Origin of the sequence: Cognataquiflexum nitidum, assembly GCF_022538055.1 — a bacterium.
Taxonomy (GTDB): domain Bacteria; phylum Bacteroidota; class Bacteroidia; order Cytophagales; family Cyclobacteriaceae; genus Cognataquiflexum; species Cognataquiflexum nitidum.
Window position 1 is genome coordinate 201,309 of sequence record NZ_JAKZAM010000005.1, and the last position, 14,138, is coordinate 215,446.

The 14,138-nt window shown below is 40.9% G+C and carries 5 protein-coding genes; 2 read left to right on the plus strand and 3 right to left on the minus strand.

The window, feature by feature from the left end; genetic code table 11:
* The first annotated feature begins 14 nt into the window (after positions 1–14).
* Both pncA and MMU07_RS05285 read left to right on the plus strand, forming a co-directional pair.
* The gene (pncA, locus tag MMU07_RS05280) at positions 15–638 is read left to right on the plus strand and encodes a bifunctional nicotinamidase/pyrazinamidase (protein WP_241124790.1); all 624 of its coding nucleotides are present in this window, start codon (positions 15–17) and stop codon (positions 636–638) included.
* 67 nt (positions 639–705) lie between these two features.
* Positions 706–1,476, plus strand: coding sequence for a DUF2490 domain-containing protein (locus tag MMU07_RS05285; protein ID WP_241124791.1), 771 nt, complete (start codon positions 706–708; stop codon positions 1,474–1,476).
* A gap of 3 nt (positions 1,477–1,479) precedes the next feature.
* Here MMU07_RS05285 and MMU07_RS05290 read toward each other — a convergent pair whose 3' ends face one another.
* From MMU07_RS05290 to MMU07_RS05300, 3 genes are all read right to left on the minus strand, one after another.
* Positions 1,480–2,505: a PorP/SprF family type IX secretion system membrane protein gene (locus MMU07_RS05290; protein WP_241124792.1), complete on the minus strand. Its 1,026-nt coding sequence runs from the start codon at positions 2,503–2,505 to the stop codon at positions 1,480–1,482.
* Between the two features lie 693 nt (positions 2,506–3,198).
* Positions 3,199–12,882: a T9SS type B sorting domain-containing protein gene (locus MMU07_RS05295; protein ID WP_241124793.1), complete on the minus strand. Its 9,684-nt coding sequence runs from the start codon at positions 12,880–12,882 to the stop codon at positions 3,199–3,201.
* Positions 12,883–13,389: 507 nt separating this feature from the next.
* Positions 13,390–13,842, minus strand: a complete 453-nt coding sequence (locus MMU07_RS05300; RefSeq protein WP_241124794.1) for a hypothetical protein — start codon at positions 13,840–13,842, stop codon at positions 13,390–13,392.
* Positions 13,843–14,138: the final 296 nt, after the last annotated feature.

The following is a 14,138-nucleotide window of genomic DNA, read 5'->3' on the forward strand; positions in this document are numbered from 1 at the left end:
TTAACCAAAATCAAATGAAAGCACTTATCATCATAGACGTCCAAAATGATTTTATTCCCGGAGGAGCTTTGGCAGTGAATGAAGGTGATCAGGTCGTGCCGATTATCAACGAACTTCAGAAAAAGTTTGATTTTATAGTCGCTACACAAGATTGGCACCCTGCAGACCATGGTAGTTTTGCTGCCAATCATTCAAATAAAAATATTGGTGAATTTGTTGACCTCAATGGTGTCTCCCAGATTTTGTGGCCTGTGCATTGTGTTCAGGGTACCAAAGGGGCAGAATTACATCCCGGCCTCAAGACAGAGAAGTGGGAGGCAGTTTTCAAAAAAGGCACAAATCCAAATGTTGACTCCTACAGTGGATTTTTTGATAATAACAGAATGGGTGACACCGGCCTGAGTGCTTTTCTGAAGGAAAAAGGGATAGAGGAAGTTTTTGTCTGTGGATTGGCAACAGACTATTGTGTGAAGTTCACGGTTTTGGATGCGATTTCGGAGGGGTTTATTACAACCTTAATCGCTGATGCCACCCGCGCAGTAAACATCCAAGAAAATGATGGCCTCAGGGCCATCAATGAGATGTCAGCTTCCGGTGCCAAAGTTGTTTTGTCAGATGAGATTCTTTACTTCTCGTGACCTTTGGCACATTGGCCTAAGGTAGACAGCAATAATTTTGAATCTCATAAAGTATAGAGGAATAATTATGACATACAAGACGAAATTGCTTTCAATTACCTTATTGGTTAACATTTTGATTTTTACCAATGCATTCGCTCAAAATAACCGAGAAACCGAATTTAATCAAATCGGTTGGTACGCTTTTTTCGGCAATTATAAAATAGATGAAAAATGGAGCTTTCACGGAGAATTCCAATGGCGAAGGGTGGATTGGATTTCTAGTCCACAACAGAACCTGTATCGTGTCGGAGTGAATTATAAAACCTACCCACAGGTCACTTTTAGGCTGGGGTATGCCTTTGCAGATACTTTTAACTATGGGGCACAGCCCATTGCAGCAAATGGGTTCAGATTTCCCGAACACCGGATTTATCAAATGGCGTTGATCAGCAATCCTATCGGAAAGGCACTCATTTCTCACCGTTTTATGCTCGAACAGAGATGGGTAGGGCGAAGCCTCGATCCCAATGCTATCAAGGCTGATGAGTCTGTATTTGTAAACAGGATCCGATATATGTTTCGGACTGACCTGCCTTTGGATGGACCTACTTTGGAGGACATGGAGCCATATCTGTCGATTTATGACGAGATTCTGATCGGTTTTGGAGGAAATGTCAATCAAAATATTTTTGACCAAAACCGAATTGGGATCCTTACTGGTTACCGCTTTTCAGGGAACTTTAGAATTGAAGGTGGCTACTTCAATCAGATCGTCCAATTTGGTCGTATAGTCAATGGAAAAAATTACTTTCAAAATAATCAAGGGCTTATCATAAATTCATTTTTAAATTTTTGATCCTTAGAACCTAAAGCAAGGAATGATGGTACTCCTTCTGTTTCGCTGATTAGGATCACCATACATAAACGAATACCTGATAGAAATTTCATGTGCACCTCCCGAACTGCTCAATGCAAGTTTGGAAGTGGTAAAATCAAAGCTGTAGCCAATATCTAGACCACTTTCCAAAGTCAGACCAATCAAACCTATAAAGGCTTCATTGTTTGGAAGTGAATATTTGACCGGAAACCCACGGTACCAAACACCAACCACTAAAGGTTGGATGAAAAATTGGGCTCCAATATCCAATTGGTTGAAGGGATCTTGGTGTTTGTAGTTGAAAGCAAGGAATGCGGATCTTTCTTGTCGCGAATTACTGTAATAATTGTTGATAAACCCTTCTCCCAAATCTATTTTAAAACCTCCATGAGCCGAAAGTTTCATTGGGAGTTTACTGATGTTCCCGTCCAAAAAGGAAGTGTTGGGTTGGGTTAAATGGTGACCTGAAATACCTACCCAAGCTGTTTCGGTGTGAAAAAGAACCCCGAAGTTGAAATCCATAAACTGATGTCTGTAATCATCAGAGAATAGTTCGCCACTGAAGTCATCCACAATGCCTCTATTGATGTCAAGTTGTGACCCAAAAACCAAATCACCAAAATACGCATCCCTTGAAATGTAACTTGCCTGCCCCCCAAACCTCAGGAATGATTCATAACCCAACTGTAATCTGTAGGAATAGGTAAGGCCGACTTCATTTGTACTCAACTTTGCCATACTTTCTCTGTTTCCGTTGAATATCAAACCAATCCCGCTATTGATATCAAACATGTAATGGTCGATATAAGCTGAATAGGAATTGAAAGAATGGTCCAGACCTGGCCATTGGTTTCTATAGTTGACCCCAACCCTAGTCAGTTCTGATGCCCCCGTAAAAGCAGGATTCAAATACAGGGGAGCAGCATAAAACTGCGAAAACTGTACATCCTGAGATCTGGCTTCCAAAGTCAGAAAAAGGATTGTCAATAGGTAAAGTATCTTTTTCATATGATTCAGGATCTCATTTTTGAAATTTTGATTTTTTCAATTGGGTTTAATTCTTTTTGATACTGGGAAATAGAAGTCGTATTTGTTGTTGTTTTTTCTTCCTCCTCCGAAAATCTCAATACATTCAGTATCATCGAGGCTTCAAAATATTTCATATTCTGAACCCGTTTGTACTGATGGCCTATGGCCTTTAAGAAAGTAGAAGAGTAAATTTTTCTCATAAAGGATTCACATTGAATTCATCTCCCATGTTGGGTTTGAGCATTGCAATCAATCTGACCCAATTGAATTTTTCAAAGTGACTCCTGCGAGGACTTTTTTGCTTGTGACCTGTCAACCAGTGATTTTTATTCGCTGGTTTTTGCAGATTAAGTCGTAGAAAAGGTATTTCGTTTTTTGATATAAAATTCTATGTATTTTATATATACATAAAGGAAATACTTAAAATCGGGTGATTTAGAGTAATAAACAGAATAATATAAGAAAAACAAAGAATTGACGATAAAAATTAAAAATTATGATTGCATTAACAAAATGAATATTCTGCCAGCCTAAATGATGAATCCCCAAAGACGAAGCATCTTAAAATTGCAGATCTAAAATTGAATTTTTATTAAAAATAAACCCATAAAAAAAGACAAAACCGCCGCCTAATTTTGAAGGCGGCGGCATAAAATCAAGTATCAGGCTATTTTATAATACGAGTGTAAATACACCTGTTTGACTTCCTTTTTCACCATCTACAGCCTTGAAGATGATCTTGTAGACATAGTTACCGTTTGGACTCATTTTGCCATTTAAGGTTCCGTCCCAGCCTGCATCCTCTTTGCTGAAAGCAGAATACACCAATTCACCCCACTTATTGAAGATGTGAAGCTCAAAATCCTCAATTCCCCTCATTTTTGGTATGAAAGTGTCATTCAGGCCATCGCCATTAGGAGTAAAGGCATTTGGTACCAATATTCTGTAGGAACCGAATACTTCAATTTCCATTTTGGTTTCGGATACACAACCCAAAGCATCAAATGTTTTGAGGGAGATGGTATACTTTCCTATTTTGGTAAAGGTATGGACAGGGTTTTGTTCATTACTCTTGGTGCCATCACCAAAGTCCCATTCCCATGCAATTACCTGCCCAAGGGTTGCATCGTTAAACTGGACAGGTTCATTTACCAATATTTCACCTTGAACACCAATTGATATAACGGTGTAAGTAAATGCAGCATCCGTAAATGCGATGGGCATAGTTACTTCTTTGGAAACTTCGACAAGGCATCCATTCCGGTCGGTGACAATGGCAGTAATTTCACCATCTTCATAGAAGTTGGTTTCTTCTACATTGGAAGAACCGGTGTTCCACTCTATTCGGTAATCAGGTGTGCCGCCTTTGATGACAAGCCAAGCTACCCCTGTGAGTTCTCTTGTTTCGCAATTGACGTCAAATCTGGTAAAGAGTCTGACCTCGAGAAGATCCGGTTGCCTTATTTCAAAGGTTTTGTTCTCAATACAGCCATTATCATCGGTAATACTTACATTGTATGTACCTGCAGGAAGATTTGACCTGCTCAAAGTTTCGATAGGGGTATCAGCCCATTTGATTCGGTAAGGTTGAATTCCTCCACGGACATCCAGGCTTATAAATCCATTTTCATCCCCAAAGCAATCCAACATTTCGGAATGATTACTTTCGATGACTATTGGATCGGGTTCAGAGACCACAAAAGTACCTCCTGTTACGCAACCGTTTCTATCGGTGATCAATACATTATAGGTGTCAGGGGCAAGGTTCCTAATTACTCTGCTGTTAGCTCCATTGGACCATCTGTAAGTATAAGGTGCTGCACCGCCAAACACGTTGAGGGTGATGACACCATTATTGCTTCCTGCGCATTTGCTGTTTTCAACAGTTTCTCGGAATGAAAGCAACTCTGGTTCTCGGATATTGTAAGTTCCGGTCACAATACATCCCAAAGCATCTTCTACTGTGACATTGTATGTTCCCGCAGCAAGATTTGTTGCTGCCAATTGACCTTCCAGCCCATTGCTCCAATTGATTTTATAAGGGGCTTTTCCTCCCGTTATACCTATTTCAATAAGGCCATCCATACCGCTGAAGCAGGAGACTGCTTTGATATTGATGAGACTGATTCTCAAATTTAAAGGCCTTGCAATTTCAATGGTCTCAGAAACTGTACATCCTTTGGCATCAGTAACCACCAAGGTGTAAGAACCTGGCAGTAGATCGGTGACAGTAGAAGATGTTGCTCCATTTGACCATTGATAGGTATATGGCGCCAAGCCTCCAGTTACAGTAGCAATTATTTCTCCTCTTTCACCATTAGTACAGACAGCAAATTTACCCTCCAAATCGATTTCCATAGGCGATGTCGGAGGTGGCACAGTGAATGTCTCATTAACAGAACATCCTTTGGAGTCGGTGACGGTAACGGAATAGTTGCCGGGTGTAATTCCAATGAGGTTTTGACTGGTAGCTCCATTTGACCAGGCGAAAGTGTATGGCGCTGTTCCGCCCGTAACGGTCAGGTTTAATTCAATCAGCTGGTCAAATTCACATAGCTCAGTTGAAATTATGGCTGAAACAGCCAATGCTGCTGCTGGTTCGGTAATGGTATATGTGGCACTTTGCAGACAGGAGTTTTCATCAATCACAAATACGGTATAATCACCTGCTCTAAGCCCTGAGATTTCAGTTCCTGACATGCCGTTGCTCCATTGAATAGTATAGATGCCTGTTCCTCCTGTGATATTGATTTTGATTCTGCCATCATTTCCAAACTTACAGGAGACATTTTGAGTTGATTCCAGAGATATTTCAATCGGAAGTGGTTCATCAATTACAAATGTCTGACTTACAATACATCCTTTACTATCTCTGACATTTACGGTATATGTTCCTCCCGCCTTACCGTTGATGGCTCTTGTTGTTTCTCCGGATGACCATTCATAAGTGTAAGGGCCTGTTCCTCCGGCTATAATGAGATCTATGTTTCCATTATTTTCACCTGAACAACGTACATGCGAAATGATAGGTGAAATAGACAAAGGCTCTGCAGGCTGTGTAATGGTATATTCTCTGATTGATTCACAACCAAACGGATCTCTTATAGTGGCAACGTAAATGCCCTCAGGCAAATTGTTGACAATGTTTCCGGTACCCACGGATGCGCCTGATACTTTGTTGATCCAATTAACGGTGAAACTTCCGTTTCCTCCGCTGATTGCCAAGGAAATGCTACCATCACTTCCACCAAAACAACTCACAGGGTTGATAGTTTCGACAACCAATATCGGTGCAGGTTGGGTGATGATGACATTGCTTCTTGCAATACATCCATTGGCATCAGTAATGACCACCTCATAATTTCCCGGAGCCAATCCTGTTCGGGTAGCCTGTGTGTTTCCATCTGACCACCTTATGGTATATGGTGCTGTACCTCCCGCAAACACGGCTTCTGCAGTTCCATTATTTTGGTTAAAACAGCTGACATTGGCTTTATTTACAGTAAGGGTAAGTGGTGTTGGTTGGTTGATGGTAATTTGTGTTGTTGGAGAAGCGCAACCATTTGCATCAAGGACATACACATTGTAAATGTTTGGTCTTAATCCGTTTGCTGTAAGTCCTGGATATTGTATACCATCTATTACCAGGGTGTATCCCGGTTTACCGCCTGAACCAACTACTGTAATGGAACCGTTTTGTGAGCCAAAGCAAGTAATATCGGTGAATGATGATGTAAATGATACAGGAGTGGTATCCCCTATAACAAAATCCATGGTGGCTTCACAATTGTTTTCATCGGTGACCACCAAAGTGTAAACTCCTGCAGGAACCCCTGACAAATCCTGATTGGTGCCGACTATTTGGCTGGATGCATTTAGCCATCTGTAAGTAAAACTTCCTGTGCCTCCGGTAATTGAAACTTTTATCTCTCCATCTGAAGAACCAAAGCAGCTGATACCTATGATTTCATCTTGAAAAATCTCAATAGGAGTGGTGTCAGCTACCGTCACTACACTTGCCCATTCACAACCTTTGGCGTCAATCACCCGAAGGTTATAAGTACCCGGGGACAAATCAATAAAGCTAATGTCTCCGCTTGGATCCACTGTATATTCCACCCCATTTAGATATGCCAAATAAGAACCATTACCTCCTGATATGCTCAAGTTGATATCTGAAAGGTCTCCAAAACAGAGGACTTCGTCTAAATTATCCACCAAAACAGTCAGAGGTTGTGCAGGTTGACCAATGATAACTTGGATGACATCTGATTTACACGTTCCATTTATGGTGAATGCATTGTAAATGCCTGCAGTCAATCCGGATACGGAATTCCCTGAAATTTCAACTCCGTTGAAGAATATCCTGTAGGTAGCAAAAGCCCCACCAGATGGAGTAAATACAACTGTGCCGTCACTTCCCCCAAAACATGAAACATCTGTGGTCACAGCATCAAGAATTACTTTAGAAGGTTCTTCGATTTGAATGGTTTCTACTACATCTGCACAGCCCCCATCAGATACTGTGTAGGTATAGAAGCCTGCCACCAATCCCGTTATTGTAGTGAAATTAGTAGAAGCTGGAATCGGGGTAAATGTGGTATTGTCAATAGAATAAGACCAAGAAATGGAATAAGGCCTAGTACCTCCTGTAATTTGCAGGCTGATCTCAGAGGTTCCGCCAAAGCAAAGAATGTCCATTGAAGTTGCAGAAGCTTGTAATGGAAGTGGTTGTGCAAGGGTTTTTGGTGGAATTGCTATAGCACAGCCGTTGGCATCTACTGCTGTGAATGTATATGCCACCAATGCATCAAGATTATTGAAAACCAATACCTGATTTTCATTTGCAGAATAATCTAACCCCCCAAAAGTTATGGTGTATGGAGCTGTTCCGCCTGTTAATGAAAGGGAAATACTTCCGTCACCTGATTCAAAACAACTCAAATTAGAAGAGGAGTAATCTAATATACTTAGCGGTGCAGCAGGTTGCGCAATGCTGATGTTAACATCCGCAGATATACAGCCTCTGACATTGTCAATAGCATAGACAAGGTAATTGCCGGCTTTTGCTTGGAAGGTATTTCCAAAAATCTGGTTTCCATTGACAAAGTAGGTGAAATTGGTAAAGCTACCTGATGAAGCTTGAAGTGTAACCAAAGCAGATTCGCCATAGCACAAAATCGGGTCAGCCACAAAAGTAACTGTCACTGCACTTCCATCAGGAATGATTATGGTGTCTGAAACTGCAGCACAGCCATTTGCTTCCTGAACAGAATACCTATACTGTCCGGCAACTGCATTGCTTAGCCTTTTAGATGTTTCTGATAAGGTTTCCCAAGTGCTTGTGCCGGTATTGAATTTCTCCCAGACAAATGTGTAAGGCTCTGTCCCACCAACAGGGGACAATTCAATAAATGTATTACCCCCAAAACAAAGGATTGTTCCTGAGTTTGCACTTACAGTGAAGTTATTTGGTTGGGAGATTGTCACCAACTCACTTACTTGACACACATTATTGATATCCCATACTTCCAATGTATAATTCCCTGCAGCCAAGGCAGCAAATGAATATACAGTGTTTTGGTTGAGGTTTGTAAGGGTTTGAGTCGGGCCTGAAACAGGAGTTAAAGTTGCCCTATATACCGGCCTTCCGCCAAGAATTTCAAAGTTAATTGACCCTGTGCTTGAGCCAAAGCAATTGGCATTTTGAACAACTAAATTGGTGATTTCCAGAGGTCTCTCAGGTTGGGTGATAATTACAAGTTGCGGATCCGACTGACAGCCGAGGTTGTCCACAATTCGGATCTGGTAATTTCCGGGAGCTACATCGAAGAAAGTTGTCTGTACACCCTGGCTAACACCATTGATATAGACAGTGTAAGTCCTTCCACCTTGAACGATAGGACTTAATATTTCAATAATTCCGTCATTTGCTCCAAAACAGCTCACATCTTGGGAATTGATGTTAAAGTCGGGCTTGACTGGTGATATGATCGTGAAATTTCCAGTTATGTCAGGGCACCCTGTGTCTCCTATGGTCCAAACATAATCCCCGGGGAGTAATTCCTCAAAATCAAATGTTCCTGAATCCTGGTTGGAGTAGGTTTTTGAATACCCGTTGATAGAAGTGACAGTCAAGGTTTTTCCGGGAGATCCACCCACAAAGGTTATGCCGAAAGAACCGAATTCTCCCTCGCAAATAGGTTGAAGAACTGCTTGGGTAATGAGGATTTCATCTGGCTCTACAATCACATAATCAGGTGAATCTATCATACAACCTCCTGCATAGGTGATTTCCATAAAATAAGTACCTGCAATCAGCGATCCCAGATTGGCTTCAGTAATTGGAATTTTGCCTCCAAAATTGTTTCTTCTGTACCATTGCACAGTGATTCCGGTGGTATTTCCCGATACCTCAAATCTGATAACCCCATCATTTCCACCAAAGCAAGAGACATCCTTTTCTACCTGTGCATCAAATACAGGAGGGTTTGGTTCATTAATGGTGATAGTAGAGAAATCTTCACAACCAGCTGCATCTGTGACTTTTACATCATAAGTTCCAATCGTCAATCCTGACAATATAGAATTGGTTATTGTCTGCCAAACCCCGCCTAAGAAAATAGAGTAGGTATAAGAAGGAACGCCGCCAAATGCTGACAAAAACAAAATACCTGATTCTCCCGGACAGCTTGCATCTTGAGGATTGGTAAACAACTGCAATGGATTTCTAGGGCCGGGGACATTGTAAGTCTGTGTTACCATGCAAGCACCTGCCAAACTGTATTCTACTCTGTAAAAGCCTGGTTTCAGACCTGAAACAGTAGTGACGTTTTCAGCAATTTGGGTGTTGGTACTCAGATCTATCCAGCGGTTATAACTTAATCCCGGAACCCATCCTACATAGGCAACTTCGATGGATCCATCTGTGTAGGCACAGGTAGGTGCACTGATACTTACAAGATTGATTTCCAATGGATCAGGTTGGGTGATTTCAATGTTTTCAAGTCTAAATGAACAGCCGTTTGCATCTGTGACAGTGACAGAGTAGAGTCCGGCGGCGAGATTGTTTGGATTTTGGTTGATAAATCCATGGTCCCAAGCAAAGAAATAGATTCCCGTCCCGCCGGTTACATTGATGGTTATTCTTCCGTCATTTCTTCCAAAACAGGAAACCTCATCTTTACTTACTAAAGAAACCAATAATGGATCAGGAGCATTTACATTGACGACCAATTCACTTGAACATAAATTGGCATCTGTGACAATCACCTTGTAAGTTCCTTCTCCGATATTAGAAAGGGTCTGTGAAGTTCCTGAAATTGGAGTAAATATACCTGGTGAGGATTCTTTTTCCCATCTCAAGGAGTAAGCAGGGTTTCCGCCTGCAATCTGAATTTCAATTCTTCCGTCGGTGGAATCATGACATTTGGGGTCAACAACATTCAACAAACTGACTACAATTCCACTTAAGGGCTGACTTACCAAGATATCTTTTAATTCTTTGAAGCAGCCATTTGCGTCGGTAACAGTTACATTGTAAAGGCCTGCAGGGATAGCGCTGATATCCTGAGAAGTGGAGGTGTAGCCTGATGGGCCTGTCCATGAATATGTATATGCACCTGTTCCGCCAGAAACAGCAATATTTACCCCACCTGTGCTTTCCCCAAAGCAAAGGATATTCACTACGCCGTCTAGATCGAGTTCTAACTCAGGTGTCGGTGGAATGATAAATGTTTGTTGGACAAAGCATCCGTTATTTCCAAGGTCAAATACCTTTACGGTATATTGGCCTGGAGCAACATTGGTCAGATTTTGATCTGTTGAAATAATCGTTGAGAAATTTCCTGCTTCAAACCAATTGACCCCTAAATTTCCAGTACCTCCTGCAATATCAATCGAAATACCTCCGTTGTTTTGCCCGAAACAAACTTCAGGGTTTATGGTGACATTACTTATTGTAATTACAGGAAGGGAGGTGACATCAAAATTAAGGTTTGGAACTACACAACCATTGGCATCTCTTATTTCAACAAAGTTATTTGTAGAAGCTCCCAATCCGCCAATCGTAATCGCACCGATAGAAGTGGTAGTAAATGCGCCCCCATTAAGAGAATAAGAATAAGGTGCTGTTCCGCCGGAAACTGTAAAGCTGACTGATCCGGTCAATTCCCCAAAACAAGCTACGTCTATTACTACCGGAGGTGTAACCTCTAATGGGAGTGGTTCAATGACTGTATATTCTTTGGAAACGGTACACCCGTTTTGGTCAGTTACTATTAATTTGTATATGCCACCTGTCAAATTAAAAATATCAAGTGATGTTTGGGCATTCAAATCCTCAAAGTTTCCTAAAACGGCTTTTTGCCATTGATAGGCTAGGGTACCTGTCCCTCCACTAGCGGTCAGTCCTGTGATGGATCCATTACCATCTCCTGCACAGAGTAGATTATTGATTATCAGGTTATTTTCATTGATAGTAATTCCAGGAGGATTGATTACATCAACAAATTCAGTGATGTTACAATTGAGCCCGTAGGAAACTACTACCTCATATTGCCCTGCAGGAAGGTTGGTGAAGGTTACATCAGTGCCGCTCTTGGTTTCCCCATTTGCTGTGACTGAAAATGAAAGGACATTGTCTGCTATTTGTACCCTGATACTTCCATCATTTCCACCAAAACAAATTGGATTGACAGGAGTATAAGTTACCGCAGGGGCATCAGGGACAGGAACCACAACGCTGAATTCAACTTCACAGCCTTTGTTATCCCTTACTTTTACGGTGTTTGTGCCAGCGGGAAGATTAAAGGCAGTGGTGGTGGTCTCGCCGTTACTCCATAAATAAGTATATCCACCCCATCCTCCTGAAATATTGAAAACACGTGCCGAACCATCATTTGAGCCGGCACAAGCCAATCCGTTTAGTAATTCTATATCGCCTGTAATTGGAGCAGGTGGACCTGTAATGGTTACATTAAGATCTATGAAACATCCTTCTCTGTCTGATAACCTTACGGTATAATTTCCCGGAGCAAGGTTGGTTACTGTTCTTGTGGTTTGTCCTGTGCTCCAGAGATATTTGTATCCACCCCATCCACCGGATCTATTTACTGTGGCGGACCCGTTGTTTTGACCAAAACAAGTAACCGTATTGGTCGTCACTGAACCAGTAAGTGCAGTCGGAGGTGAAGGGACATTTATGGTGTAATTAAGCGTACATTCAGGATAGTCTGCCCCGCCATGCTTTATTGTAATCGTATGAACACCCGGGCCAAAATCCGTGAAAGTTCTTGTTCCTGAGGTGGCACCAATGGAGATGCTTTCCTCATTTACAGCAATTGAACCATTTGGTCGGGTAATGGTAACAGTGGCTGTGGCAGGAGGAAATGTAAAACCCATAAACAATCGGTTGATATCAATTTTTATGGTTCCATCCGTTCCTCCAAAACAAGTGACTCCTTCAGCTGTTGGAATGGCCTCTAAGAGGATTTCATTTCCGATATTAAAAACCAATTCTTCAGGACAATCTTCTAATCTAAATTGGTCAATAATTTCAAGGACATAATCCCCTTCGGCCAATTGATTATAGCTGATTTGTCCTCCCGGTGCGGGAAGCCAGCCTGTGACATAAGTGCCATCTGACCTTCTGATTCTAAATTGGACTGTACCTACAAATCCAGTTGCATCAAAAGTAATCCCTCCATTTTCAATACATGTTTCAGGGAATGTACCGACTCCTGCAGCAGGAGTCAAAACAAGGGGTTCGATTTCTTCTATCTCTATTTCTGTCAATTCCTTACAACCCGTGGCATCAATCACCTCCACCAAGTATTTGCCGGCAGGAACACCACTTAGGTCAATATTTCTTCCACTGATGACGTTGGTTTGGACAATGGTATTGGATTCATCGTAAAAATTTATTGTGAAAGGAGGAATACCATTTTCAATTGTACCATAGACAATACCAAAAGACTCACCGGCACAGGCTTGACTTTCTTCATACAATATATTCAGGATAAAATTGGTGCTTCCTTTGAAGTTGATGACTTCTGAGTAGGTATTTCCAACATTATCAGTGACGGTTAAAGTGTAGTCACCTGCTTTTGCCTGCTCAATGGTACTAAACGCACTTTCACTTAGAGCAGCATCTGTTTGGATGATTTCTCCTCCAAAGCTCCATACATATGTATAAGGAGCCACGCCGTTTCGAACTCGAATTTGGGCCCTTTTTTCACACTCGGAAAAAACAAAGACATCCCGGATGATTGGTGCCGCCAAACTTTCGCTAATCTGAACAAATGTGGTCAGAAAATAGACAACCCATAAAAATGTAGCAGAGTAAAGATTTTTCATAAATGACCTACCTTGAATTCATTTCCCATTTAGGGTCTGAGTGTTTTAATTAATTAATAATCAATCAAACCCGTATTTATGATTCAAAGTGACTCTTTGGAAGAGCTTTTTTGACATTCCTAGCTTTTTTCAGTGAATTTTATTCGCTGATTTTTGCAGATTAAGTCCTAGAAAAGGTATTTCGTTTTTTGATATAAAATTCTATGTATTTTATATATACATAAAAGAAATACTTTAAATCGGGTGATTTAGAGTAATAAATAGAATTTTATTATAAAAACAAAGAAATGACAATAAAAAATAGAAACGACGTTTGGGTTCTGAAACTGATTATTCTGACCAATTTTAGGTTAAAAAACAAGGCCTAGACAGAGATGTCACTAAAGAAGTAAAAATTAAAAATTAATTCCATAAAAACTGAAAAAACATAAAATAAAACCGCCCTTCAGAACACCGAAGGGCGGTACTAATTGTGTGTTTTGTTATTTAAAATATTTAAAATGGATTCTATACCAAATCCTTCACTTCGATCTGCTTGCCACGGAAGTCTGCGCTTTGTCCTTTTTTGAGGTCCCATAATGCCAAAATTAGTGGGGAATCTCTGGACACCAACTGATAGTCTACACCATCCAAAACCACTTTACCCATCGGTATTGATACCCATATATTTCCCATTGGCACTTGAATCAAAGCACCTTCATCTACTTTTTCCATCTCTTTGACAGGAACAGCATTCAATTGGGCCAACATGACTCTCGATGAAGAAAGTCTTTTTTCTAAAATATCCCTTGTTTGATGCAACATTTCTTGATGGGTTTCAAATTTGTCCCCGGCAGAACTTTTCTCTTCCACTTCGGAAGATTCCTGCAACTCGGTCAATTGGCGTTGGATATCTTTAATCTGATCTCTTAGCATTTCCTGGGCTTTGGCCAACAATGCATTTTTGGTCGTAGAATTCATGGATGCAAATTAAATTGAAAAAAGGGAGAAAAGGAATTTACATCTTCTAAAGAATCTTTTTTTCTTGGTACATTCAAAAATGAGGACCAAAGGAAAGCTCAAAAAATACTTTTCGGTTTATTTTTCCCTGCAATCTGGCAAGTGTTTCCAAATAACGCCCTTTTCAATCCACTATTTTCTCCCGGCCAAGGTAAAAGGAAGCATAAACAGATTCCTGATTATGACTCCCCCGAATTTGACACGTTGCCAAATTTTATTTGACAGCTAGTGTCAATTGATTTTCTGTATCAGAGGAA

Excerpts from the sequence above, each read along its gene's own strand:
- pncA (WP_241124790.1), top strand. The coding sequence starts at position 15 with ATGAAAGCACTTATCATCATAGACGTCCAAAATGATTTTATTCCCGGA.
- MMU07_RS05285 (WP_241124791.1), top strand. The coding sequence starts at position 706 with ATGACATACAAGACGAAATTGCTTTCAATTACCTTATTGGTTAACATT.
- MMU07_RS05290 (WP_241124792.1), bottom strand. The coding sequence starts at position 2,505 with ATGAAAAAGATACTTTACCTATTGACAATCCTTTTTCTGACTTTGGAA.
- MMU07_RS05295 (WP_241124793.1), bottom strand. The coding sequence starts at position 12,882 with ATGAAAAATCTTTACTCTGCTACATTTTTATGGGTTGTCTATTTTCTG.
- MMU07_RS05300 (WP_241124794.1), bottom strand. The coding sequence starts at position 13,842 with ATGAATTCTACGACCAAAAATGCATTGTTGGCCAAAGCCCAGGAAATG.